This is a genomic window from Flavobacterium gelatinilyticum, from assembly GCF_027111295.1.
Taxonomy (GTDB): domain Bacteria; phylum Bacteroidota; class Bacteroidia; order Flavobacteriales; family Flavobacteriaceae; genus Flavobacterium; species Flavobacterium gelatinilyticum.
The window spans coordinates 4,237,154-4,262,818 of sequence record NZ_CP114287.1; the positions used below are offsets into that span (position 1 = coordinate 4,237,154).

The 25,665-nt window shown below is 36.1% G+C and carries 17 protein-coding genes, 2 tRNA genes and 2 rRNA genes; 16 read left to right on the forward strand and 5 right to left on the reverse strand.

Features of this window, described 5'->3' with window-relative positions; translation table 11 throughout:
- The first annotated feature begins 115 nt into the window (after nt 1-115).
- From OZP11_RS18190 to rrf, 4 genes are all read left to right on the forward strand, one after another.
- Nucleotides 116-189: transfer RNA gene (locus OZP11_RS18190), tRNA-Ile, on the forward strand.
- 149 nt (nt 190-338) lie between these two features.
- Nucleotides 339-415: transfer RNA gene (locus OZP11_RS18195), tRNA-Ala, on the forward strand.
- Between the two features lie 139 nt (nt 416-554).
- A 23S ribosomal RNA gene (locus tag OZP11_RS18200) occupies nt 555-3,436 on the forward strand.
- Between the two features lie 180 nt (nt 3,437-3,616).
- Nucleotides 3,617-3,726, forward strand: a 5S ribosomal RNA gene (gene rrf, locus OZP11_RS18205).
- A 343-nt stretch (nt 3,727-4,069) separates the two neighbouring features.
- On the opposite strand, the gene OZP11_RS18210 is transcribed toward rrf, so the two are convergent.
- A complete protein-coding gene (locus OZP11_RS18210) occupies nt 4,070-4,807 on the reverse strand; it encodes a MurR/RpiR family transcriptional regulator (protein ID WP_281231934.1) in 738 nt (245 codons plus the stop codon).
- A 428-nt stretch (nt 4,808-5,235) separates the two neighbouring features.
- Here OZP11_RS18210 and OZP11_RS18215 point away from each other — a divergent pair, with 428 nt between their 5' ends.
- From OZP11_RS18215 to OZP11_RS18240, 6 genes are all read left to right on the forward strand, one after another.
- Nucleotides 5,236-6,711 (forward strand): FAD-binding oxidoreductase, encoded by a 1,476-nt coding sequence (locus tag OZP11_RS18215; RefSeq protein ID WP_281231935.1) that lies wholly within the window; start codon nt 5,236-5,238, stop codon nt 6,709-6,711.
- A gap of 23 nt (nt 6,712-6,734) precedes the next feature.
- Nucleotides 6,735-7,997 carry an MFS transporter gene (locus OZP11_RS18220; protein ID WP_281231936.1) on the forward strand — a complete coding sequence of 421 codons (1,263 nt, stop codon included), beginning with the start codon at nt 6,735-6,737 and terminating at the stop codon, nt 7,995-7,997.
- 25 nt (nt 7,998-8,022) lie between these two features.
- Nucleotides 8,023-8,799, forward strand: coding sequence for an SDR family oxidoreductase (locus OZP11_RS18225; RefSeq protein ID WP_281231937.1), 777 nt, complete (start codon nt 8,023-8,025; stop codon nt 8,797-8,799).
- 12 nt (nt 8,800-8,811) lie between these two features.
- On the forward strand, nt 8,812-10,248 hold the full coding sequence (locus OZP11_RS18230; RefSeq protein ID WP_281231938.1) for an FGGY-family carbohydrate kinase: 1,437 nt from the start codon (nt 8,812-8,814) through the stop codon (nt 10,246-10,248).
- Between the two features lie 198 nt (nt 10,249-10,446).
- Complete coding sequence (locus tag OZP11_RS18235; RefSeq protein ID WP_281231939.1) at nt 10,447-11,610, forward strand: hypothetical protein; 1,164 nt, start codon at nt 10,447-10,449, stop codon at nt 11,608-11,610.
- 86 nt (nt 11,611-11,696) lie between these two features.
- Nucleotides 11,697-12,155 carry a DUF5362 family protein gene (locus OZP11_RS18240; RefSeq protein ID WP_281231940.1) on the forward strand — a complete coding sequence of 153 codons (459 nt, stop codon included), beginning with the start codon at nt 11,697-11,699 and terminating at the stop codon, nt 12,153-12,155.
- 207 nt (nt 12,156-12,362) lie between these two features.
- Here OZP11_RS18240 and OZP11_RS18245 read toward each other — a convergent pair whose 3' ends face one another.
- From OZP11_RS18245 to htpG, 3 genes are all read right to left on the reverse strand, one after another.
- Entirely contained in the window at nt 12,363-13,100 is a 738-nt protein-coding gene (locus OZP11_RS18245; protein WP_281231941.1) for a DUF4369 domain-containing protein, read from the reverse strand.
- Between the two features lie 134 nt (nt 13,101-13,234).
- The gene (locus OZP11_RS18250) at nt 13,235-14,059 is read right to left on the reverse strand and encodes a hypothetical protein (RefSeq protein ID WP_281231942.1); all 825 of its coding nucleotides are present in this window, start codon (nt 14,057-14,059) and stop codon (nt 13,235-13,237) included.
- Nucleotides 14,060-14,325: 266 nt separating this feature from the next.
- The gene (gene htpG / locus OZP11_RS18255) at nt 14,326-16,209 is read right to left on the reverse strand and encodes a molecular chaperone HtpG (protein WP_281231943.1); all 1,884 of its coding nucleotides are present in this window, start codon (nt 16,207-16,209) and stop codon (nt 14,326-14,328) included.
- Nucleotides 16,210-16,410: 201 nt separating this feature from the next.
- On the opposite strand from htpG, the gene OZP11_RS18260 reads away from it, so the two are divergent.
- The 5 genes from OZP11_RS18260 to OZP11_RS18280 all read left to right on the forward strand — a co-directional run bounded on the left by OZP11_RS18260 (nt 16,411) and on the right by OZP11_RS18280 (nt 20,816).
- The gene (locus OZP11_RS18260; protein ID WP_281231944.1) at nt 16,411-16,911 is read left to right on the forward strand and encodes a lipocalin family protein; all 501 of its coding nucleotides are present in this window, start codon (nt 16,411-16,413) and stop codon (nt 16,909-16,911) included.
- 18 nt (nt 16,912-16,929) lie between these two features.
- Entirely contained in the window at nt 16,930-17,625 is a 696-nt protein-coding gene (locus OZP11_RS18265; protein ID WP_281231945.1) for a YiaD family glycine zipper/OmpA-like lipoprotein, read from the forward strand.
- Nucleotides 17,626-17,728: 103 nt separating this feature from the next.
- Complete coding sequence (locus tag OZP11_RS18270) at nt 17,729-18,679, forward strand: ABC transporter ATP-binding protein (RefSeq protein ID WP_281231946.1); 951 nt, start codon at nt 17,729-17,731, stop codon at nt 18,677-18,679.
- 283 nt (nt 18,680-18,962) lie between these two features.
- Nucleotides 18,963-19,970: a 3-oxoacyl-ACP synthase III family protein gene (locus OZP11_RS18275; protein WP_281231947.1), complete on the forward strand. Its 1,008-nt coding sequence runs from the start codon at nt 18,963-18,965 to the stop codon at nt 19,968-19,970.
- Between the two features lie 174 nt (nt 19,971-20,144).
- Complete coding sequence (locus OZP11_RS18280; protein WP_281231948.1) at nt 20,145-20,816, forward strand: copper homeostasis protein CutC; 672 nt, start codon at nt 20,145-20,147, stop codon at nt 20,814-20,816.
- A 98-nt stretch (nt 20,817-20,914) separates the two neighbouring features.
- Here the strand turns inward: OZP11_RS18280 and OZP11_RS18285 are convergent, their stop codons facing one another.
- Entirely contained in the window at nt 20,915-23,332 is a 2,418-nt protein-coding gene (locus OZP11_RS18285; RefSeq protein WP_281231949.1) for a TonB-dependent receptor, read from the reverse strand.
- 320 nt (nt 23,333-23,652) lie between these two features.
- Between OZP11_RS18285 and argS the strand changes: the two genes are divergently transcribed.
- Nucleotides 23,653-25,431: an arginine--tRNA ligase gene (gene argS / locus OZP11_RS18290; RefSeq protein ID WP_281231950.1), complete on the forward strand. Its 1,779-nt coding sequence runs from the start codon at nt 23,653-23,655 to the stop codon at nt 25,429-25,431.
- The last annotated feature ends 234 nt before the right edge of the window (nt 25,432-25,665 follow it).

The window sequence follows — 25,665 nt, forward strand, 5'->3', positions numbered from 1 at the left end:
TGTTAGCTTTAATGAGCACGCTTAGGAAATAAGATGCAGGAAATTGAGGTTCTGAATCTGAGATTGTATTACTCTTGCTGTTAATTTAAAAAAATGAAAGAATTAAGTAAAACAGAGTCTCGTAGCTCAGCTGGTTAGAGTACTACACTGATAATGTAGGGGTCGGCAGTTCGAGTCTGCCCGGGACTACTTTTTTAAGCTTCTTGATTAAAAATTAAGAATTAAAAATTAAAAAAGACTGTTAGCTTAATAAAAAAAAGGAAATTTTAGAAGTTGAAAGATTAAAGGATCAAAAGTTCATAATTTTTAATTCACGATTTTTAATTTTTAATTAAAATGGGGGATTAGCTCAGCTGGCTAGAGCGCCTGCCTTGCACGCAGGAGGTCAACGGTTCGACTCCGTTATTCTCCACCATCCCGATAAATAGGGAAAAAGTTCATTGACATATTGAGATAAGAAAATAATAAGAAAGTAGAAAGCGTTTTTTGTTATAGTAGAAATACAAAGACAGAAAACAAAAAAAAACGGTCTCATTGTAATAATGAGATTGGTACAATAAGCAAAATAAGGGCGTATGGGGAATGCCTAGGCTCTCAGAGGCGATGAAGGACGTGATAAGCTGCGAAAAGCTGCGGGGACTGGCACACACAGATTGATCCGCAGATATCCGAATGGGGCAACCCGTTATATTGAAGATATAACACACCGATAGGTGGGCAAACCCGCTGAACTGAAACATCTAAGTAGGCGGAGGAGAAGAAAACAAAAGTGATTCCGTAAGTAGTGGCGAGCGAACGCGGATTAGCCCAAACCAATGTTGTTACGGCATCATTGGGGTTGTAGGACCGCGACATTTTATGCACAAGGAACCGGAAGTTTCTGGAAAGGAACGCCATAGAGGGTGACAGCCCCGTATGGGTAACAAGTGTAATAGATAGCGGTATCCTGAGTAGGGCGGGGCACGTGAAACCCTGTCTGAATTTGGCGGGACCATCCGCTAAGGCTAAATACTCCTGAGAGACCGATAGTGAACCAGTACCGTGAGGGAAAGGTGAAAAGAACCGTGAATAACGGAGTGAAATAGATCCTGAAACCATACGCTTACAAGCGGTCGGAGCCCTTTCGTGGGGTGACGGCGTGCCTTTTGCATAATGAGCCTACGAGTTAACGCTGCTGGCAAGGATAAGTACTTCAGGTATGGATCCGCAGCGAAAGCGAGTCTGAATAGGGCGCTTTAGTCAGTAGTGTTAGACGCGAAACCGTGTGATCTACCCATGGGCAGGTTGAAGCTGTGGTAACACACAGTGGAGGACCGAACCGGTTGACGTTGAAAAGTCTTCGGATGACCTGTGGGTAGGGGTGAAAGGCCAATCAAACTCGGAAATAGCTCGTACTCCCCGAAATGCATTTAGGTGCAGCGTTAGTTATAAAGTTATATAGAGGTAGAGCTACTGATTGGATGCGGGGGCTTCACCGCCTACCAATTCCTGACAAACTCCGAATGCTGTATAATGTTCACTAACAGTGAGGGCTTGGGTGCTAAGGTCCAAGTCCGAGAGGGAAAGAACCCAGACCATCAGCTAAGGTCCCCAAATATATGCTAAGTTGAAAGAACGAGGTTTGTCTGCCCAGACAGCTAGGATGTTGGCTTGGAAGCAGCCATTCATTTAAAGAGTGCGTAACAGCTCACTAGTCGAGCGGACGAGCATGGATAATAATCGGGCATAAGCATATTACCGAAGCTATGGATTTGACGTAAGTCAAGTGGTAGGGGAGCATTCCAACAGGGTTGAAGGTGTATCGTAAGGTATGCTGGACCGGTTGGAAAAGAAAATGTAGGCATAAGTAACGATAATGCGGGCGAGAAACCCGCACACCGAAAAACTAAGGTTTCCACAGCTATGCTAATCAGCTGTGGGTTAGTCTGGTCCTAAGGCGAACCCGAAAGGGACAGTCGATGGCTAACGGGTTAATATTCCCGTACTACTAATTACTGTGATGGGGTGACGGAGTGATGAAAGCGCCGCGAACTGACGGAATAGTTCGTTGAAGTACCTAGCTATAGGTCCTGTAGTAAAATGCGCAGGAACTGGTGAAATACGATAGTACTCGGAGTCTTCGGACAAAGAGATAGTGCGCCTAAGGGCTTCCAAGAAAAACCTCTAAACTTCAGGTAGTTAGTACCAGTACCGTAAACCGACACAGGTAGTTGAGGAGAGAATCCTAAGGTGCTCGAGAGATTCATGGCTAAGGAATTAGGCAAAATAGACCTGTAACTTCGGGAGAAAGGTCGCCCCGAGCAATCGGGGCCGCAGTGAAAAGGTCCAGGCGACTGTTTATCAAAAACACAGGGCTCTGCAAAATCGTAAGATGACGTATAGGGCCTGACACCTGCCCGGTGCTGGAAGGTTAAGAGGAGATGTTATCTTCGGAGAAGCATTGAATTGAAGCCCCAGTAAACGGCGGCCGTAACTATAACGGTCCTAAGGTAGCGAAATTCCTTGTCGGGTAAGTTCCGACCTGCACGAATGGTGTAACGATCTGGACACTGTCTCAGCCATGAGCTCGGTGAAATTGTAGTAACGGTGAAGATGCCGTTTACCCGCAGTGGGACGAAAAGACCCTGTGCACCTTTACTATAGCTTAGTATTGACCTTGGATAAATGATGTGTAGGATAGGTTGGAGACTGTGAAGCGGCGTCGCCAGGCGTTGTGGAGTCATTGTTGAAATACAACCCTTTGTTTATCTGAGGCCTAACCCCGCGATGTGGGGGACAGTGCTTGGTGGGTAGTTTGACTGGGGTGGTCGCCTCCAAAAGAGTAACGGAGGCTTCTAAAGGTTCCCTCAGTACGCTTGGTAACCGTGCGTAGAGTGCAATGGCATAAGGGAGCTTGACTGAGAGACATACAGGTCGATCAGGTACGAAAGTAGAGCATAGTGATCCGGTGGTTCCGCATGGAAGGGCCATCGCTCAAAGGATAAAAGGTACGCCGGGGATAACAGGCTGATCTCCCCCAAGAGCTCATATCGACGGGGGGGTTTGGCACCTCGATGTCGGCTCGTCACATCCTGGGGCTGGAGAAGGTCCCAAGGGTTGGGCTGTTCGCCCATTAAAGTGGCACGCGAGCTGGGTTCAGAACGTCGTGAGACAGTTCGGTCTCTATCTACTGCGGGCGTTAGAAATTTGAGTGGATCTGATTCTAGTACGAGAGGACCGAATTGGACAAACCTCTAGTGTATCTGTTGTCCCGCCAGGGGCACCGCAGAGTAGCTACGTTTGGAAGGGATAAGCGCTGAAAGCATATAAGCGCGAAACCCACCACAAGATGAGATTTCTTTTAAGGATCGTGGAAGATGACCACGTTGATAGGCTATAGATGTAAAGGCAGTAATGTCATAGTCGAGTAGTACTAATAATCCGTAAGCTTATGTACACCCTTTTCCTCTCTCGTCCCAGACGAGAGAGGAGGAAACTTTCTAAAGTATGCTTATTGTGTTTCTTTATCTCAGTATGTTAAAATATAAGCTCGACGCAGAGCAGTGACTAGTAGATAGTAACTAGTGACTAGGTTAAACCTAATTACTAAGCACTATACACTAATTACTAACAACCTTAAGGTGGTTATTGCGGCGGGGCTCACCTCTTCCCATCCCGAACAGAGAAGTTAAGCCCGCCTGCGCAGATGGTACTGCAGTTTTGTGGGAGAGTATGTCGTCGCCTTTCTTTTCAAAAACCCTATCCAATAATGGATAGGGTTTTTTGTTTTATAAAATTATCAAATACTTGAACTCAAATAACGAATATACACCCCAAAAGATGGAAGATGATAGGGGAAATTTGTTTTTTAATATGAGTGCTGTGTAAGTCTTTATTTTGCCTCAAAATAGATCGGATAAGATCTTCTTAGTTTTTTCTTATAACTAGCTCAAAATTGGGAGTGATGGTGTATTAGTAGCTGTAATCGCTGCTATAAGCTGAGCAAATCTTTTTTTATGGAATGTGCTAGTCTTCTTTTTAAGGTTTTGGTGTTTGCTTTTGTGGTTTACAATAAAATTTTATAGACATCTTATAGCTGAGTTTTTTTTCTGTATTTAAGTGTGTTCTCAAATGAAGAGTTTTCTAATTTTTTTATTACAGTTTCAATGAAAGTAAAAAAAGTTGTTCTTGTTTTTTCATGAGGTAATAGTTCTGGATTTTGTATAAAATTGCTGAGGGTGATGGTGTAATCGTACCTTTCTAAAAAATCGGTGCGCCCTTCTTCTAAAATGAAGGCGGCTTTGCTGTTTTTTGAAATTATATTATCGTAAAGTTCAGTGAAAGATTTGAACTGCCCGGTTATTGAAAAAATAATGACAAGACTATTTTTACTCAACAAATCGATTATAGATGTTTCATGGGCGACGGCCCATATAGGTATGTCTAATTGGTTTCGTAGTTTATACTCAAAATACTGCCCTGCAATAAAGGAAGGTCCGTAGCCAAATAAAATAATTTTTTCGAATTTCTGGATGTGTGAAGTGAATTGATCTATAATTTCGTCATTATAGTCGTCTAAAAATTTATGTAACCGTTCGTTTTCGTCGGGAATTACACTAAAGATCTGTCCGCTTATAAAAGCTAAATATTCCTTATAGTTTTTAAATCCCAGCTTCTGTACAAATTTTGAAATTTTTGAAGCTGAACAATTGCAAATGATACCAGCATCTGTGATAGAAAGTGTGTTATTTTGCTTTATTTCATTGATTAAGATGGAATAAATGTTTTTCTCCAGTGTATTGAGCAGTTCTTTATTTACAATATACATTTCTCTTAATAGTTTTAGTAAAAGTATTACATTTTGTTTAAAACAAATATTTTTTCCTCTTTTTGTCAATTTTTGAAATCTCTTTTTACAATGTCCAGGTTATATTGTAATTCTTCAGTAGTTTTATTTTTCATTTAAAATCGATCTTTTTCTTTCTTTTAGAAGGTAGATTTATTACGTATATATCACCTTTTTCTGCAATTTTAGTTTTTGTTTTCATTTTTATTTTCGTCAATCTAATCATTTTTATCGTTGTATTTTCCATATTTATGCATGTATGGCAAAAATATGGAAAATATTTGTTTTATTTGAAATATATTTCTTACATTCGTTTAGTTGTGTTTCTGTTTTTACTAGCATTTAATATGTGTAATGAAATAGAAAATCAAAGTTGAAGGAGTGTTTTAATCAAAAAAGTTTAATATAAAATGAAAGAGAACGAAATGATCTTAAGCGATTTAAAGAAGATGCTTAAACAAGAGCAGATAAATTTTAATCCGGATGATTTGTATGAAGCATCGGCGGATAGGTATAAGAAATATGCTAAAGCAAAAAAAGTTTTAGATGTCCCGGCTCCAGTTGCAATCGTTTATCCGGAATCTGCCGGGGAAGTTTCCGAAATACTGAGATATTGTAATGCGAATGGAATTAATGTTATCCCGAGAAGCGGCAGAACGTCAACTGAAGGAGGATTGGAGAACTGGAAGCAGCAGACTTTAGTTGTCGATGGGAAAAATCTGAATAAGATTATAAAAATTGATCCTTACAACCTTCAGGCTACAGCTCAATCAGGAGTTGTTTTGCAAAAATTAGAAGATGAAGTTCGTAAGTATAATTTAACGACAGGGCATTCTCCTCAATCTAAACCTGTTGCACAAATGGGAGGATTGGTATCTACTCGTAGTATCGGACAATTCTCGACTTTGTACGGTGCTATAGAAGACATGGTTGCGGGATTAGAATGTGTTTTTCCTGACGGACATATTTCTCATATAAAAAATGTACCAAGAAGAGCAGGAGGCCCAGATATTAGACATATTGCAATTGGTAACGAAGGTGCCTTATGCTATATCACGGAAGTCACAGTTAAACTTTACCGATATTTTCCAGAAAACAACCGTTTTTTTGGATACTTAATTAAAGATATTGATACAGGAGTCAGTATTTTAAGAGAAGTTATGGCAAATGGATACAAACCTTCAGTGGCGAGAGTATATTCGGAAGAAGATGCGGCGCAGCATTTTAGTCATTTCCATAAAAATCAATGTGTTTTAGTTTTTATGGCAGAAGGAAACGAAAACATGGTAAAAGCTACCGCTGCCGGAATCGAAGAAGCAGTTGAAAAACATAAAAACGGAATCATAGAAAAGGTTGATTCTAAATTTATTTCTGATTGGTTTAATCATCTTAACTGGACGCAGCAGCGCATAGATGACGAAATAAAAGATATGATTACTAAAAATTCTCATGATGGGTTTACAACCGAAATATCTGCAGATTGGGAGAATGTTACAAAAATTTACTACAATGTAATAGAAAGAATTCGAAAGGAATTCCCTCGAAGTAAAGATATTACTATGCTTGGCGGACATTCTTCTCACAGTTATATCAACGGAACCAATATGTATTTTGTGTATAACTATAACATCAATTGTGAGCCTGAAGATGAAATGCGCTTATACCATCACCCTATACAAACAATTATTGTCGAAGAAACTTTAAAACTTGGCGGTTCTATGTGTCATCATCACGGAATTGGTAAGTATAGAAATGAGTGGACAAAAGAAGAGCATGGAAGTGCTTATTATATGCTTGCGAAACTAAAAGAAGTTTTTGACCCTAACGGAATCATGAATTTCGGAACTATCTTTCCTCAGGCAGAAGGCGAAAAGTATCAAAAATAATAACGACTTTAAACACTAAGAGTATGAAACGATATATTCAATTTATTCTCATAGTGCTGGCTGCCGGAGCAATTTATCCACTAATTTATTTAAGGACAAATTATCAGGAAACTATTTTATCTGTTTTTAAAATAGGATTAGATGATCTTAATATTATTTATACTGTCTTGGGATTTATATTCATATTAGGATATTTCCCAAGCGGTATATTAAGCGATAAATTTTCGGCTAAATATCTACTTGTTTTTTCTTTGTTAGGTACAGCACTTGGAGGTTTTTGGTTTGCTCAAATTCCTGACTATACATCTGTTATAGGCATATTTTCTTTGTGGGGCGTGTTTTCTGTATTTACGTTCTGGGGAGCTCATATGAAACTGGTTAAGTTGTTGTCTACTCCCGAAGAAGAGGGACGTTTCTTTGGGTTTCTCGATGGAGGAAGAGGTGTTGTAGAAGCTATATTAGCAAGTGCAGCATTGTTTATTTTTTCTCATGTTTTAGAAAAAGGAGAAACCCTTGCAGATAAAACTCATGCACTTCAGTATGTTATTTATATGTATTCGGCTGTATTACTTGTTGTAGGGATTCTGATTGCTTTTTTTGTAGAAAAAGAAGTAGCTAAGCCAGCTAAGAATGCACTTTCAGTGATAGATGATAATGCCCAGACAGAAAAAGGTTTTGACTTTAAAGATGTTAATTCGGTCATTAAAAACAAGTTTGTATACTTAATGGGCGCCATAATCTTTTGTTCATATTCAGTAACCTGGGTAGTTTATTATTATGGAGGTTTTATGGAAAAAAACCTTAAAATCACTCCTGTTACCGTAAATACAATTATGGTAATTGTACTATGGATGAGACCAATTGGCGGAATTTTAGGTGGTTTTTTAGCAGACAAATTAGGAAAGAGTGTAACACTGGTTTTTTCTTTGAGCGGCGCAGCTCTTACTTTATTCTGTATTGCTTTACTTCCTGCATCCACAACAAATTTTAACATCTACTATATTCTAATAATACTGGGAGGAACGTTTGTTTATGCTATCCGCGGCACGTATTGGTCTTTATTGGGAGACAGCAGGATAGATAATAAGATAATGGGAACAGCCGTAGGTTTTATTTCTCTTTTAGGATACCTGCCGGATATTTTTATACCCTATTTCAGTACGATAGTTTTTAACAAATTTGGTCCCAACGAAGGATACAACGCCTATTTTATAATAAGTGCAGTTTTGGGAGTAGCAGCGATTTGCGTGGTTACAATTTTTAAAAGAGAAACTCAAAAAGAATAAACTAAAAATAAAAAAATATATAAAAATGGATATTACAGATTTTAACATGGGGTATTTTTCTCTTAAAGGGAAAAATGCAATTGTAACAGGAGGAAATACAGGATTAGGACAGGCTTTTTCTTTAGCTTTAGCAAAAGCAGGTGCAAATATTTTTATGCCAAGTATAATGCCTGATGACGCAGATTTCAATCGATTGATAGAAAGTGAAGGAGGCAAAGCGGTGTATATGAAAGCTGATATTACCAAGGACGGAATACCAAAAAAAATAGTAGAAGAATGTGTAGAGAAATTAGGATCAGTAGATATTCTGGTAAACTGTGCAGGAATTTGTTTAATTGCAGATGTATTGAATTTCGGCAGAAAAGAATGGGATCCAATGGTAAGTATCAATTTAACAGCCGCTTTTGAAATGTCAGCTGAAGTTACAAAGTTTTTTATTCCGCAAAAAAGCGGTAAAATCATTAATATTTGTTCTTTGTTTTCTTTCTTGGGAGGACAATGGTCTCCTGCTTATTCGGCTACCAAACACGGATTGGCGGGTTTAACAAAAGCTTATTGTGATGAATTAGCACAATACAATGTACAAGTTAACGGAATTGCTCCGGGTTATTTTAAAACAAAAGTAGCTCAGGCATCGATTGATAATCCGGAACGAAATAAATGGATTGTAGATCATACTCCCGAAGGACGTTGGGGAGATGTGGCAGATTTAATGGGAGCAACTGTATTTTTGGCAAGTCAGGCTTCTCAGTTTGTAAACGGACATATTTTATCTGTTGACGGAGGATTCTTAACGAGATAATAACGGATTGTTATGAAAGAGCAATATTTTATTTCAATCGATAACGGGTCTCAGAGTACTAAAGTATATATTATAAGTTCCAAAGGAGCGGTAATACATTCTGAAATTGAGCCTCTTAAGCCTATGATGTTTAGAGAATCCGGATATGTGGAACATCCTGATGATGATTTGTGGGATAGTATAAAAACGGCCCTGATTCGGTTAATGAAAAACTTCAAAGGCGATGTCAGTCTTATTAAAGGTGTTGGGCTCTGTACTATTCGCTGTTGCAGGGTGTTTATGAAAAAAGATGGAAATCTGGCCGCTCCGGTTATGAGCTGGATGGATGTAAGAGCATATGAAACTTTTGAGGATTCTGATGAAATTGCATATACATGTCCTACAACAGGATATATTACACATCGCCTGACAGGAGAATTAAAAGATACCGCTGCTAATGCTTTTCAGTGGCAGTTTCCTGTAGATATGGAAACCTGGAATTGGTCTGAAGATAAAACTGTTTTGGACAACTTTAAAATTCCAAATGAAAAGTTATTAAAATTACAGATGCCCGGAACTATTTTAGGAACCGTAACTAAAGCTGCTTCTCAGGTAACAGGTCTGCCGGAAGGTCTTCCTGTTGTAGCTACTGCAAATGATAAAGCGGTTGAAGCCTTAGGTGCAGGATTAATAGATTCATCCAGAGGATTATTCTCATTAGGAACCTATATTACCTCGATGGTTGTAGGCAGCGAAAACAGACCGCCGCATGATAATTATTTCACAAATCTATCTTGTATACCTAATCGTTATTTATTTGAAAGTGGCGGTGTAAGAAGAGGGATGTGGCTAATATCATGGTTTAGAGATCTTATAGGTGAAGAATTAAATAGTAAAGCAAAAGAAAGAGGAGTTTCACCGGAAAAAATTTTAGAAGAAGAAGCCTTGAAAGTTCCCGTAGGATCCAATGGTTTAATGATCATTCCAGACTGGCTTGCGCCTGCATATCAGGCTTATAGAAAAGGAGTTATGATAGGTTTTAACGGTCAACAGGGACGCGGGCATATTTATCGTGCTATTTTAGAAGGAATTGCGTTCACCTTAAACAATCATTATCAAACCATGAATAAAACGCTAGGACATAATCCTGAAAAAATTATTATATCCGGCGGCGGTGCTAACAGTGATTTATTCATGCAGATTTTTTCGGACATAAGCGGAATGCCGGTTGTTCGTAACGAAATGAGTGGTTCTGCTGCTTTAGGTGCAGCTATTTGTGCGGCAGTTGCAGTAGAGTGTTACCCTGATTTTGAAACTGCGGTAAAAAATATGGTAAAAGAAAAAGAAGAGTTCCTTCCTGATTTAGCTGCTCACAAAAAGTACAATTATATCAATGATACAGTGTATGGCAAATTACCACAACTGCTGGAAAATACACTAAAAGAAATGCAGAAGTTAGATCTCAAATAAAACTCCTGTTTTTCTTTCTCTTATTTAAGAATAGCTTTCTGCTTTCAAACCAGAAAGCTATTCTTCCTCAAGTGTTAAATCAATTTTACAATAAAACGACGGCATAATGTATCCCTTACATTTCATGTCCTAAGATTGTATGCCTTTGATCGAAACTTGAATCAATCAGGATTTTATAATTTAATTAATTGAAAAATTATGCAATATAAGTATGGTAAAATGCTGTTAGTTTTAACCCTTTTATTTATAAATAATTTTGGTTATTCTCAGGCAGCTGCTATTGATGTAAAAGCGGATACTCTGATAACAGATTCTGAAAAGCCCAGATTTTCAATAAACGGAGCTTTTAGAGTGCATTACAAAAATGAATTTTATAATGAAACAAGAAGAAAAGAAGGAGGCGAATTTGGGTTCGACTTATTTGGTTTGGTCGTAAATGCTTCTTATAAAAAGTTTAAAGTATTTGCTGATATGCGATTTATGCCTGCTGTATCAGGAGGTACAATGCCGAAAGAAGGATGGATAGGTTATGATTTTGAAAATGGAGATGATTTTCAGGTAGGTTTAGTACAAAGTCCCTTTGGGAACTTAGATTATAATTCATACAGTTGGTTTTTAGGAATTGGATATGCACTGGGATTTGAAGGAAAGTATAGTATGGGCGCAAAGTACCATCATAAAGGGAAAAACTGGGACTGGCAGGCTGCTTTTATGAAAAATGCAATGGAAACCTTTACAAACGATCCTGATTTAAGGGATAATCAGTGGTCTGCAAGTGTGTTAGGAGATAATAAAGAAATTAATCAGGTTGCAGCGCAGTTGGTATACAAAATTAAAACACATAACTTTTCGCATAAAATAGGTGCATCGGGACAATTTGGACAGCTGTATAACTTTGTAGAAAATAAAATGGGAAGCCGAAATGCTTTTGCTTTGCATTATCATATGGATTATAAAAATCTGGGCATAAAGGCAGAAGTTTACAAATATGAGTTTAACCCCAAGGGAGCAAATTCAGAATATGTAGATATCGGATCTTTTAATTATACCTATCGCGTGGTTTCAAAAGCCAATGTGTATGCTTTATCAGCTCAATATAGTATTCCTTTTAAAGGGAAATCATTAAACGAAATAGCGTTTTACAGCGAATACGGATATTTAGGAAAAAAGTATAATCTGAATGCCACGCATATGCTTACAAACGGTGTATTATTTAGAATATTAGACGGGATGTATACATATGTTGAATATGTTGCCGGTTATAATCATCCCTTTTTGGGAGGCAGTCAAGGGAGTTTGTACAACGAGTTTGATAATAAATGGCATGCGCGTCTTCAATGTAACATAGGTTATTATTTCTAACTCAAATGTCATTCAGATAGTTAAATAGTCTGGAAAAATATGAGTATATTTTCTTATGTTTGTTTCTTAACCAAAAACTATTAAAAATGGAAGAAACCTCAGTATTTGAAAAATTCGAGCTGCATCTCGATCAATCTGCAAAAGATTTTTTGAAGGAAATTGGCAAGTGGGCCTACTTTTTGTCTATCCTCGGATTTGTTGGGATTGGCTTTTTTGTAATCTTTGCCATATTTGCCGGAGCCATCTTTTCTCAATTAGGAAGTTCAATACCTGGCTTTGGAATGTATGGCGGTTCATTTGGAACTATAATGGCCGTTTTTTATTTGGCTTTCGCCGCTATTTATTTCTTTCCGGTTTACTATTTGTTCAAATTTGCTTCGAACATTAAAAGGGCTTTTAGTGAAAATGATTCTGAAGCTTTGAGTACTTCTTTAGGATACTTAAAATCGCATTATAAGTTTATCGGAATCTTAATGATTTGTATGCTTGCATTGTATGGTTTGTTTTTCGTATTTGCGATGCTTGGCGCTTTAATGGGAAGATAAAAAGCCAATTTCAAATTGTAAACATATTAAAGAGACGTTCTGAATTTTCAGAACGTTTTTTACTTATCTTACTATTAACCCACTTGATAAAGTTGTAGAACTTTATGAACGTTTGGTTTAGGCCGAGAAAGACAAAGTGGAGTATTTAGAAAAGTTAATGAACAAATAAGTATAAAAAAACGTCCTGAATTTCAGGACGTTTTTGTTTTATTCTGCAGCAGTTGGTGCTGCTTGTTGTTCTTGTTTTTTGATTTCGGCTACATATTTTGTCAGCTTCTTTCCGTAAAATGACTGCGCTACTTTTGGAGTCATTGATTTCTGAATTGTATCAAGAAATTTAATATTGATGTCGTAAATCTCTGCCAAAGCAATATAAGGTGCTACTTCGTGATCTTTATTGTTAAGAGCAAAGTTGGTGGCGTATAAATATTTCCTTTTAATATTTGACTGCTGTTTTGCATCAATGCTGTCAATTGTTTTTTGATCCTGTCTTTTAATGGCTTTAAATCTGGCTTCAACCATTGTCAGGTTTTCATCTATAAAACGAGAATTTACTTTTTTATATTCTTCGTATAATTCCTGATTTTTAGAACCTGTAATTTTTGCACCTGTAATGAAATTATCCAGATTGGTTTCGATATTGATATTGCCCGGCTCAGCAAAAAATAAAATATTATTGTCAAGAGAATTGGTTACCCCGCGATCAAGGAATAAATAAAGCATTTCTGGAGAATCTAATTTAATAGTTCTTTCAAAAGCAGAATTTCCGTCGATTTTAATACTATCAATAGCAACAAGAGAAGTATCAACAACTCTCTGGATATATAAAGTTCCGGTTTTTAAGCCTTTTATATTTCCGGTAATGTGTAAGCCGTCCGTTGATTCTTTTTTGCTGCAAGATGCAAGTATTGCAAGAGTAACAAAGGCAATAAGTGATTTTTTCATTAGTTTATTGGATTTTGCTGCAAAATAAAGAAAATAGTTTGAATGTAAATAAGCTGCTGTTTATTTTTTACAAAAAATAAAAACCCAATCTATTTCTAAATTGGGATTTGCATACTTTTTTAAAAATGAAAGGGTTACATTGCCAATTCGTAGCTTGTGCCACTTTCGTGTGTATAGATATATCGGGTATCGCATTCGTTATTTCCGTAATCTACTACGCCGTTTAAATCGCCGCCCTGAATTTTTAATTTTCCTTTAGAAATGTATTCGCAGGAGTATTTTTTGATCAATGTTTCCTGAACTGTAAGGGTAAGTGTGATGCCTTTATCTGTTATTACAGAATGATTGCCTTCGGGCATTTCGTAAATATTGTCATCTAAAATAAAAGGAGTGTCTACACCGGCAGTTTGTTTTATAGTATGTATGCCGGAGTTTAAAAATACACGACCCATTTTATCGGTAAGTTTTCCGTTGGTAACTTTTGTGGTCCATTGCGGGATTGTGGCTATGCTTGTTGTGTTAGTATATTCTATAGTTCCTTCCAGTAAAAGCCCGTTTATGGAATAATTGATTCTTTCAATAGTCATTTTACTTCCTGTTTCAATTACAGAACCTGTAAGGGTTACTCTTAGTTTTCCTTTTCTTGTAATCAGGCCGCTGGTGCATCCTGACCCAAAATCGACAGTAATAATTTTTGGATAAGCCGTTTCATTTGGTGTTTCGGTCGAAACGGTAAGACAAATTGCCGGACCGGTTTCTGATGGCTTTGCAGTCTGGTTCGAAACACTTACAGATAATCCGGTTTTAAGATCAAGCTCATTTACAGCATCGATTAGTACTGAAGCTCCAACTCCGGCTGTGTCCATTTGAGTAATAATTTCGTCGTCATTACTGGAACAAGAAACATATAAAAGTGCCGAAAAACAAAGAAATGCCAGTGTAATAATTGTTTTTTTCATAGTGGTATTTTGGTTTAAGATTAGAAAATAAGGCAGTCAAATGTAATGAAAAATAATAATCCACAAATAAATTTTATAAGGTTCAGTTGTTGATTATCCGTAATTTAAGTTTTTCGTTTATCAATTAATACGAATGTTTATTCTGAAATTAGAGAAAAATAAAATAAATCAGTTTAAAAAACTTTGTGCTTTCGTGTCTTCGAAGGAAACAAAAAAAATCCCGCAAAATTTAATCTGCGGGATTCTTTTAAAATATTTCCGAATGATTATTTAATCATTTCAAAACTTCTTTTTACAAAAGCAGTAAGTGCTTCACCTTTTAAAAGGTTTTGAGATAATTTAGCTAAATCTAAAGCTTGTTTTACCAAATGTTCCTGATGCGTTTTGTCTTCGGTATTTAAAATGCTAGAAGCCAAATCAGAGTTAGTGTTTACTACTAAATTGTACATTTCAGGCATATTACCCATTCCGAACATACCGCCTCCGCCAGTCTGGCTCATTTCTTTCATTCTTCGCATAAATTCCGGCTGTGTAATAATGAACGGTGCTGCCTGAGAATCCATAGCTTCAAGCTGTACGCTGTACGCTTTAGGAATGTAAGCTTCTAATGAAGTTTTAAGAGTTTCTTTTTCTTCATCAGATAATTTTGAAATCGTGTTTTCGTCTTTTTTGATCAGGTTATCAATGTGATCAGAATCTACACGTACAAAAGTCAGGTCTTTATTATCGTTTTCGATTTTCTGAATTAAGTGCGAAATAATTGGAGAATCTAAAAGCAATACTTCGTAACCTTTGTCTTTTGCTGTCTGAATGTAAGAGTGCTGTTCTTCTTTGTTTCCTGCATAAAGAACAACCAGTTTACCATCTTTATCAGTTTGATTCTCTTTTAGTTTTTCTTTTAATTCTTCTAATGTAAAATACGTATTATCTACCGTTGGGTATAGTACAAATGCACCGGCTTTTTCGTAGAATTTATCTTCAGAAAGCATTCCGTACTCTAAAACGATTTTAATATCATTCCATTTTGCTTCAAAATCAGCACGGTTTTCGTTGAATAAAGATTTCAACTTATCTGCTACTTTACGAGTAATGTAGTTAGAAATTTTCTTAACTGCACCATCTGCCTGTAAGCCTGAACGAGAAACATTTAAAGGAATATCCGGAGAATCAATAACACCTTTTAACATCGTCAAAAATTCAGGTACGATTCCTTCTACGTTATCTGTAACGTAAACCTGGTTTTGGTACAATTGAATTTTATCTTTCTGGATCTGCATATCTGTCCCCAATTTTGGGAAATACAAAATTCCGGTTAAGTTAAAAGGGTAATCTACATTTAAATGAATGTTGAACAAAGGCTCTTCGAACTGCATTGGGTACAATTCTCTGTAGAAGTTTTTGTAATCTTCGTCAGATAATTCAGAAGGCTGTTTTGTCCACGCCGGATTTGGGTTGTTTATGATATTGTCAGTCTCAACTGTTTCATTCACGTAATCTTCAGGAGCATCTTCCGGTTTTGGAAGTGTTTCTGTTCTTGTTCCGAATTTAATTGGAATAGGCATAAACTTGTTATACTTATTCAATAAACCGCTGATTTTTGAATCGTCTAAAAATTCAAGAGAATCTTCCGCAACATGAAGTACGATTTCTGTACCGCGTGAAGTTTTGTCAGATGGTTCAAGAGTAAACTCAGGACTTCCGTCACATGTCCAGTGTGCCGCAGGCTCATCTTTGTATGATTTTGTGAAAATTTCAACTTTTTCAGCTACCATAAAAGCAGAGTAAAAACCAAGCCCAAAGTGTCCGATGATTCCAGAGTCCTTAGCAGAATCTTTGTATTTGTCCAAAAATTCCTCGGCACCTGAAAAGGCTACCTGATTAATGTATTTTTCAACTTCATCGGCTGTCATTCCAAGACCCTGATCGATAATGTGGATTTTTTTCCCTTCTTTATCCACTTTTACCTCAATAATAGGGTTTCCGTATTCTACTTTAGCTTCGCCAATGCTGATAAGATGTTTTAATTTTAAAGTAGCATCGGTTCCGTTAGAAACAAGCTCTCTTAAGAAAATTTCGTGGTCGCTGTATAAGAACTTTTTGATTAAAGGAAAAATGTTCTCTACTGAAACATTAATTTTACCTGTTGCCATATTTTTTTATTTTTTATTTAATGTGATGATTTTCATTTATTCAAATAGAATACCAATTGTTTTTGAATGACAAAATGTCGGAAATGTTAATTTTGAAAGAAAATAAATAGATTCTAAAAGATAAATTTTGTTAATGAATCGTATATTTGTGGTCTAATAATTGTTAAACGTGTAAGTATTAACTTAAATAAAATGAACAAAATGAAGAAGATAATTTTCATTTGCATGGTTTCCGTGATGTTTTTTGCGTGTAAATCTGCTTCGTCAACAGCTTCAACAGAAGCGCCTACGCTATCAACTAAACTTGACAGACCTACTCAGGTAGCAATCAAAGGGAATTGGATACTTACAAACGTATCATATCCGGGTTCTGATTATATCAAAGTAAACTCATTTGATATTGCAGATTCTAAATGTTTTATTGGAAGTACCTGGAATTTTATTTCAAATAATAATAAAGGTACAATGAGTTTAACAGCTCCAAGTTGCACAGGATTTACTTCTCCAATTGTATGGAGTATCAACAATCAGGGACTTTTTGTTCTTAAAATTGTTGAAGCAGGAACAAAATCAAAAAATGTAAGAGAAGGATATTTATTAAAAGTAGCTAATTTAACTGAGAGTTCTTTCCAGTTAATTGACAATATAAATGTGGGCGGACAGGTAAAAGATGTTACTTACCAATTTCAAAGAGCTAATTAATATTAAAAAAAGATAAAAATGAAAAAGATAACAGTTTTAGGTTTAAGTAGTTTACTTGTATTAGTTAGTTTTTTTGCAAGCTGTGATTCAGTAAAAAATGCTAATAACACACAAAAAGGAGCCGGAATTGGTGCTGTTGCAGGAGGTGTTATTGGAGCCGTTCTTGGTAATAATTTAGGAAAAGGCGGAAACGCTGCCCTTGGTGCTGCAATTGGAGCTGCCGTAGGTGGTGGAACCGGAGCACTTATTGGAAACAAAATGGACAAACAGGCACGTCAGATCGATCAGGCTCTGCCAGGTGCATCTGTAGAGAGAGTTGGAGAGGGAATTCACTTAACATTAAATGAAAACTCTGTTCGTTTTGATACTAACAAATCAACATTGACTACTCAGGCAAAAGCAAACTTAGATAAATTAGTTCCTGTATTTAATGAGTACGGAGATACTGATATTCAGATTTTTGGATATACTGACAGTACAGGAAAACCAGAATATAACTTAACACTTTCAGGACAGAGAGCTGCATCTGTACAAGCGTATTTGGTGTCAAAAGGATTAAAATCAAGCCGTTTTAAAACTTCAGGTTTAGGTATTGCAGATCCAATTGCAACAAACGATACTCCGGAAGGAAGAGCTCAAAACCGTCGTGTTGAGTTTTCTATTACAGCAAATGACAAAATGGTTAACGATGCGAAAGCAGAAGCCGGAAAATAATTTACGGTAAAATAAAATACCAAAAAAGCTGTTTCAATTATGAAGCAGCTTTTTTTTTTACTTTAGAAATAACATTGTAAATTTGAACTTTCAAATATAACTCATGCTTGACATTCAAAATATATCCTTTTCATACACGGATACACCGGTTATAAACAACGTTTCATTTACCATCAATAAAGGTGAGAATATTGCCATTATAGGCGAGAGCGGCTGTGGTAAGAGTACGCTCTTAAAACTTATATACGGATTGTTCGATCTGGATGAGGGTAAAATATTTTATAACGAAAAACCAATTCTGGGACCAAAATACAATTTGATTCCCGGAATGCCCTATATGAAGTATCTGGCGCAGGATTTTGATTTGTCGCCGTATGAAACCGTAGCCGAAAATGTTGGGAAGTTTCTTTCGAATGGTTTTGCGAATATGAAAAAACTTCGCGTGCAGGAATTATTGGAAATGGTCGAAATGGAACAATTTTCTAACGTAAAAGCTAAATTTTTAAGCGGGGGACAACAGCAAAGAGTCGCTTTAGTAAGGGTTTTGGCACTCGAGCCCGAAGTGATTCTGCTTGATGAACCTTTCAGCCAGATTGATGCTTTTAGAAAAAATGCGTTGCGAAGAAATTTATTCCGTTATCTGAAGCAAAAAAGAATCACTTGTATTATTGCTACTCATGATAGTACAGATGCCTTGTCTTTTGCAGATGAAACAATTGTAATGCGCCATGGAGAAGTTATTATAAAAGATAATCCTGCCAAAATATATGAAGATCCCAAAATAAAATATGTTGCTTCTTTATTTGGAGAAGTGAATGAAGTGCCAACTCATTTATTACTTCCGTACGAAGATCAGACACATAAAACGTTAGTATATCCGCATCAGTTTAAAATGGTTGCCGAATCCGGGCTTCCGGTAAAAATAAGAAGAACTTATTTTAGAGGAAGTCATTATTTGGTTGAAACGGTATATAAAAGACAGCTGATCTTTTTTGAAAGTGAAATTGATCTTCCTTTAGAACAGGAAATATTTCTTGCTCTGAATTATTTATAAAATAAAACCCGATAGAATTTACTATCGGGTTTGTTTTTAAATACAGCATCCGGAAAAGGAAATTATTCTTTAGTAACCGTTTTGTTTCTTATTCGGGTTAATTTTAATTTTTTTCATCATTTTACCTTAAAATCTGCTTTTTCAAAAAGCAAATGATTTTAAATAGTCTTATAATTAAAGTATATTAAATTGATAATTACGAAAAAAAGAGTAATTTGTACTCTAATATTTTAAAGTATACTTAAATTTGCATTCTAAAATTTTTAAATAAAATAAAGTACATATGTATCATTCAAAAATAGCAGGCTTAGGATATTATGTTCCTTCAAATGTTGTGACAAACGATGATTTGTCGAAGATTATGGATACCAATGACGAATGGATTCAGGAAAGAACCGGAATTCAGGAGAGAAGACATATTATTCGCGGAGAGGATACGACAACTTCTATGGGAGTTAAAGCAGCTAAAATTGCAATCGAACGCTCCGGTGTTGCCAAAGAAGATATTGATTTTGTAGTTTTTGCTACACTAAGTCCGGATTACTATTTTCCTGGACCGGGAGTTTTGGTACAGCGTGATTTAGGATTAAAAACAGTTGGGGCTTTAGATGTTAGAAATCAGTGTTCTGGTTTTGTTTATGCGCTTTCTGTTGCCGATCAGTATATTAAAACCGGTATGTATAAAAATGTTCTGGTAATAGGTTCAGAAGTTCACTCAACCGGACTGGATATGACCACTCGCGGACGAGGTGTCTCGGTAATTTTTGGAGACGGAGCGGGAGCGGCCGTTTTAAGCCGTGAAGAAGATTTGACAAAAGGAATCTTGTCTACACACTTGCACTCTGAAGGGCAGCATGCCGAAGAGTTAGCTTTGCAGGCACCGGGAATGGGTGCACGCTGGGTAACGGATATTCTTGCCGATAATGATCCGAACGACGAAAGTTACTATCCTTATATGAACGGACAATTTGTATTTAAAAATGCAGTAGTTCGTTTTGCAGAAGTTATCAACGAAGGATTAGAAGCAAACGGTCTTCAGGTTTCGGATATTGATATGCTGATTCCGCATCAGGCAAATTTAAGAATCTCACAGTTCATTCAGAATAAATTTAAACTGACAGATGATCAGGTTCATAATAATATTCAGAAATACGGAAACACAACGGCAGCTTCTATTCCGATTGCTTTAACTGAAGCATGGGAAGAAGGCAAAATTAAATCAGGAGATACAGTTGTTCTGGCTGCTTTTGGAAGCGGCTTTACCTGGGCAAGTGCTATCATCAAATGGTAAATTAATTCATCTTGCATTATATGTAAGCCTGCTTCGTTTGGAGCAGGTTTTTTTATACTTTCGTGGTATAATATTTGTGCGGAAAGTGTCAAAATTATATGGACGGACAATTTGAAAAACACGTCCGGATTTCTCATTCAACCGAATGATAATTATGAATAATGATTCTGTAAAATGAAAAAAAATCAATTAGAAATAGCCTGCTTTAATTATGAATCGGCATTGATTGCCGAGGAGAACGGAGCAGACCGAATTGAATTGTGCGAGAATATGAAACTGGGAGGTACAACACCCAATTCTATTTTGGTGGTAAAAGTCCGCGAAAGCGTAAAAATAAAAATGCATGTTATCATAAGGCCTCGCGGCGGTGATTTTGTTTATTCTGATGAAGAGCTTACAGAAATGAAACAGGACATCAAACAATATAAGAAACTGGGAGTTGATGGGTTTGTTTTTGGAATTTTAAAAGAAAACGGAAAAATCAATAAAAAACAAAATAAGGAATTGGTGCATTTGGCTTATCCATTATCCTGTACATTTCATCGCGCCTTTGATGTGGTTAAAAATCCTGAGAAATCACTAGAAGATGTAATCAAATGCGGTTTTAAAACCATCCTGACTTCAGGACAAGGTGTAAATGTTACCGAAGGAATCTGGGCATTAGAAAGGCTTCAGGAACTGGCAGGAGACCGAATCGAAATTATGCCGGGAGGAGGCTTGCGGTCTTCAAATATTAAATTGCTGCAGGAAAAGCTGGATCTGACTTTTTATCATTCATCTGCCATAACAGACGATTCAGAAACAGCAAATCCCGAAGAAATAAAAGAACTCAGGAATTTTTTATAAGATTCCGGAACATAAAAAAGCCTGAAGCTGGCAAACTTCAGGCTTTTTTTCTACAAGAATTATTCAAAAATATTAAAATGTAATCTTTAAAGGTGAGGTTAAAACATGCCGCCTCCGCCTTTATTAGTATTATCGTCTCTTTGTTTGCGCTGTAAATTTTTAATTTTTGCACCGCCAAAGTTATATGTTAAACCTAGATACACCGTCTGGCTTTCCCATGTAAACTGCCCGGTCTGCGGATAAGGATACATTGTGTCGAAAGCATATTTCATCGTATTGAACACATCGTTGAAACGAACGCTGATGTTCATCTTGTTGTCTAACAATGTATAACGCGAACCAATGTCCATTTTGTACATTTCATGGCTATTATTTTGAACTCCGTCAACAGGACCTCTGTAAAATCCAAAAAGCAGGAAGCTTAAACGTTTGTTTACTTTGAAGTTTGAGTTCATACGTCCATTAAATGCAGCAACAGTAACTTTTCTTTCTTCTGCGATACTTTTATTAGTTTTCTCGTCAAGTTTAGATACAATTCCTGCCTGATTTATACTCGAAAAATCAATAGACGGCTGGATATCCCACCATTTTGTAATTTTATAATTCATCGATACTTCAAATCCATAAGCTGTATTATGATCAAAGTTTGTAAAAGACATAATTTGTTTATTTCCACTTGTATCTGTGTTATCCGGATACAAAATTCGGCTTATCTGATCATTAATACTTCTCACGAAAATACCGGCTGTAAAGCTTCCTTTTTCAAGTGTTTTGGTATAATTTACTTCTACAGAATTGGTAAACTGCGGTCTTAGGTCGGGATTTCCGTAAGAAGTTACCAATGGAGTAGAAAACTCACGAATTGGTTTTGTCTGTTCTATACTAGGACGGTCAACACGACGGCTGTAGCTGAATTGTAAAGTGTTTTTCTCATTTAAATTATAGGTCAAATAAGCAGAAGGGTATAAAGTAAGATAATCATCATCGTACAAAGTTTGCTCCTGATTTAAATTTGCCTGCATTTTGTAGCTTTCAAAACGAGCTCCTACTTGATAACTGAATTTGGTGAATTTTTGACCAAAAGTTACGTAAGCAGAATAAATATCAGTATCATATGCATAGCTTGAAGTTTGATTCTCTAATGCATTTTGAGGATTTACCCTGTTGTAATCATTATCTGTTCTCGTTAATCTGGCTTCAGCTCCGGCTTCCAGAGTGGTTTTTTCGTTTAACGGATTTACATAATCAACATTAAACGTGCTTAATTTTCTGTCCATCTTTATAAAATCGTTATAAAGTGATGAACTGTTTGTGTTATTTGTAAATGTTGTTTTTGTATCAAAATCAGCATTTTGCGTTTCTTTAGTATCACTGTAATTTCCTTCGAAATCCAGAGTATGACCTTCTTTCTTGAAAATGTGCTTGTAAGCTAAATTGTAAGTTCCGGTTTTACTTGGACCCTGATACCTTGATTTTTGGTATACATTCAGAATGTTTTCAGGAGAATCCTTGTAATCAATATCAGTGTTTACAAATCCAAGTCCGGTCGATTTATTTTGATTGGTATAGATCGAAATTGTATTACGATCATCAATTAAATAATCCATTCCAATTTTGTACAAATAAGAATCATCGTCATTTGTTACGTCAATTTTTTGAACAATGCTTTGATCTGATTTGGTTATAAAACCATCATTGAAATATTTCCCGAAATTATTTCCGCCATTCCCAAAAAAGTTAACTTTTCCTGTTTTGTAGTTCAAATCCAGAGACTGATTGTATTTTGCCGTTTCTCCAAAAGTGATTCCGCCGCTGTAACTTCCGTTAAAACCGGTATTTGCATTTTTGTGCAGAATGATATTGATGATTCCCGACATTCCTTCCGGGTTGTATTTAGCGCTTGGATTAGTAATCAGCTCAATTTTTTTGATCGAAGTTGATGGAATTTGTTTCAATAATTGCGCAGGATCAATGTTAGAAGGACGCCCGTCGATTAATACACGCACATTATCATTTCCGCGAAGCGAAAGTTTTCCGTCCTGATCTACATTTACAGATGGAATATTATTCATAATATCCGATGCCGAAGCTCCTGCCGTTGTCAAATCTTTACCAACATTCACGACTTTTCTGTCTATTTTTTGTTCGATTGTTGAACGTTCTGCGACAATGTTTACACCTTTTAATTGGGTAGCTTCTTCTTCAAGAGAAACATTTAAAGTTGCTGCTTTTTTATTATCATTTAAAATTACAGACCCAACATATTTTCTAAATCCAATGTATTGTATTTCGATGGTATAACTTTTTAAAGCAATATTTTTAAATGAAAAATCACCATTGTCATCGGTATTTACAGCTGCAACTTGTTTTCCGTTTTCTTTAAGGGAAACTGTCGCGTACGAAATAGGCGCGCTGTTTGATTTTTCGATAATTTTTCCAGTGACAGATCCTGAGTTCTGTCCCTGGACTGTCGCAATTACCCCCAATAATGCGAACAGAAAGAATTTTAATTTCATAACTTGTTTTTTGTTTTTTTTTGATTGATGATGATATTGTTTTTGTTTTTTTATTTCCTGACAGGCTTCAAATAGAATTTAAAGTTCTTATTAAGACTCTTCTGTTAGGGTTATGTTACAAGAAAAAGATAAAAAACTTTCTGATTTTTTGCGATGCCTTGTGTTATAAGGAATTATCATTTTGATTTTTTGATAATTTTAACAATTGAAATAATCCTTTTTTTAAGAAATTATAATCGTTATGTACGATTTTATATGTTTTTCATTTTCTCTAATTGATGAATAAGCAGTATCTTTGCTCACTTTAAAAATAAGTTTACATGTCATTATCACAAATTCTTACACCTTCTATACAACAAGCAATACAGGCATTATTTGATGTTTCTGTTGATAAAATCGAGTTTCAGACTACCAGAAAGGAGTTTGAAGGCGATATTACAATGGTAATTTTTCCTTTATTAAAAGTGATTAAAAGTAATCCTGCCGATTTAGGAAATAAAATTGGAACCTATCTGGTTGAAAATGTTTCTGACGTATCGCGCTTTAATGTGGTTTCAGGTTTCCTGAATATTGTAATTTCAGACAGTTATTATCTGAACTTCTTTAATGATATCAAAGACAATCAAAAATTTGGTTATGTATCTCCTAATTCTGCTGATAAAGCAGTTATGGTTGAGTACTCTTCGCCAAACACTAATAAACCGCTTCACTTAGGACACGTTCGTAACAATTTGTTAGGATATTCTGTTGCCGAAATTTTAAAAGCTTCGGGTAAAAAAGTTTATAAAACTCAAATTATCAACGATCGTGGAATTCATATTTGTAAATCGATGCTGGCTTGGGAAAAATTTGGAGAAGGAGAAACACCTCAAAGTTCAGATTTAAAAGGAGATAAATTGGTTGGAAAGTATTATGTTGAGTTTGACAAAGCTTATAAAACAGAAATTAATCAGTTAATAGAATCTGGTAAAACCGAAGAAGAAGCAAAAAAACAAGCGCCGATTATTATTGAAGCGCAGGAAATGCTAAAAAAATGGGAAGCCGGTGATGAGGCTGTAATAGCACTTTGGAAAAAAATGAACCAATGGGTTTATGATGGTTTCGCTACAACTTATACCAATCTTGGAGTTGATTTTGATAAATATTACTACGAAAGCAATACGTATTTATTAGGTAAAGATGTTGTTCAGGTTGGTCTAGACAAAGGCGTTTTTGAAAAAGATCCGGACGGTTCTGTATGGATTGATTTGACAGATGAGGGACTAGATCGTAAAATTGTACTTCGTTCAGATGGAACTGCGGTTTACATGACACAGGATATTGGAACTGCAATTCAGCGTGTAAAAGATATGCCGGATGTCGGCGGAATGGTTTACACCGTTGGGAATGAGCAGGATTACCACTTTAAAGTATTATTCCTGATTTTGAAAAAACTTGGTTTTGACTGGGCTTCTAGTTTATATCATTTATCATACGGAATGGTTGATCTGCCTTCCGGAAAAATGAAAAGCCGTGAAGGAACTGTAGTCGATGCTGATGATTTGATGCAGGACATGACTGATACAGCCAAACAAATCTCTGAAGATTTAGGAAAATTAGACAGCTACTCTGACGAAGAAAAAGGTAAGTTGTATAAAACGATTGGTCTTGGTGCTTTAAAATATTATATTTTAAAAGTAGATCCTAAAAAACGTATTTTATTTAATCCGGAAGAATCTGTAGATTTTGCCGGAAATACAGGACCGTTTATTCAGTATACATATGCGAGAATTCAGTCTATTATCCGTAAAGCCGATTTTGATTTTTCAGCGCAAACCAATATCGAAGAACTTCACGAAAAAGAAAAAGAACTGGTAAAACAAATCGAACTTTTCCCTGAAGTAATTCAGAATGCGGCGTCAAATCACAGCCCGGCATTAATTGCAAATTACACGTATGATCTTGTAAAAGAGTACAATTCGTTCTATCAGTCGGTTCACATTTTGGGCGAAGCCGATTTAACAAAAAAGATTTTCAGAGTGCAGCTTTCTCAAAAAGTTGCCGAAGTTATAAAATCAGCATTTAGCTTGTTAGGAATTGAAGTTCCGGAAAGAATGTAGAAACTTATAAAGAATTTTAATATCAAAGCCGATAGTTTGCTAACTATCGGCTTTTCTGTTTTTTAACTTTTTTTTAGATGTAAAAAGTAGTAAAATAAGACATTTTTCGGTTTTTTAAGAAATATATTGTAGGAAAGTACTTTTATTTGTTTTATGTTTGCTGAAAATATCCAACCACAAACCAGATCCCAAAATATTGCAACAATATCTCCTGGAAAAATTTTAGACTATGTT

Bases quoted from the DNA above. Each gene is read 5' to 3' on its own strand.
- OZP11_RS18210 (WP_281231934.1), bottom strand. From the start codon at position 4,807: ATGTATATTGTAAATAAAGAACTGCTCAATACACTGGAGAAAAACATT.
- OZP11_RS18215 (WP_281231935.1), top strand. From the start codon at position 5,236: ATGAAAGAGAACGAAATGATCTTAAGCGATTTAAAGAAGATGCTTAAA.
- OZP11_RS18220 (WP_281231936.1), top strand. From the start codon at position 6,735: ATGAAACGATATATTCAATTTATTCTCATAGTGCTGGCTGCCGGAGCA.
- OZP11_RS18225 (WP_281231937.1), top strand. From the start codon at position 8,023: ATGGATATTACAGATTTTAACATGGGGTATTTTTCTCTTAAAGGGAAA.
- OZP11_RS18230 (WP_281231938.1), top strand. From the start codon at position 8,812: ATGAAAGAGCAATATTTTATTTCAATCGATAACGGGTCTCAGAGTACT.
- OZP11_RS18235 (WP_281231939.1), top strand. From the start codon at position 10,447: ATGCAATATAAGTATGGTAAAATGCTGTTAGTTTTAACCCTTTTATTT.
- OZP11_RS18240 (WP_281231940.1), top strand. From the start codon at position 11,697: ATGGAAGAAACCTCAGTATTTGAAAAATTCGAGCTGCATCTCGATCAA.
- OZP11_RS18245 (WP_281231941.1), bottom strand. From the start codon at position 13,100: ATGAAAAAATCACTTATTGCCTTTGTTACTCTTGCAATACTTGCATCT.
- OZP11_RS18250 (WP_281231942.1), bottom strand. From the start codon at position 14,059: ATGAAAAAAACAATTATTACACTGGCATTTCTTTGTTTTTCGGCACTT.
- htpG (WP_281231943.1), bottom strand. From the start codon at position 16,209: ATGGCAACAGGTAAAATTAATGTTTCAGTAGAGAACATTTTTCCTTTA.
- OZP11_RS18260 (WP_281231944.1), top strand. From the start codon at position 16,411: ATGAAGAAGATAATTTTCATTTGCATGGTTTCCGTGATGTTTTTTGCG.
- OZP11_RS18265 (WP_281231945.1), top strand. From the start codon at position 16,930: ATGAAAAAGATAACAGTTTTAGGTTTAAGTAGTTTACTTGTATTAGTT.
- OZP11_RS18270 (WP_281231946.1), top strand. From the start codon at position 17,729: ATGCTTGACATTCAAAATATATCCTTTTCATACACGGATACACCGGTT.
- OZP11_RS18275 (WP_281231947.1), top strand. From the start codon at position 18,963: ATGTATCATTCAAAAATAGCAGGCTTAGGATATTATGTTCCTTCAAAT.
- OZP11_RS18280 (WP_281231948.1), top strand. From the start codon at position 20,145: ATGAAAAAAAATCAATTAGAAATAGCCTGCTTTAATTATGAATCGGCA.
- OZP11_RS18285 (WP_281231949.1), bottom strand. From the start codon at position 23,332: ATGAAATTAAAATTCTTTCTGTTCGCATTATTGGGGGTAATTGCGACA.
- argS (WP_281231950.1), top strand. From the start codon at position 23,653: ATGTCATTATCACAAATTCTTACACCTTCTATACAACAAGCAATACAG.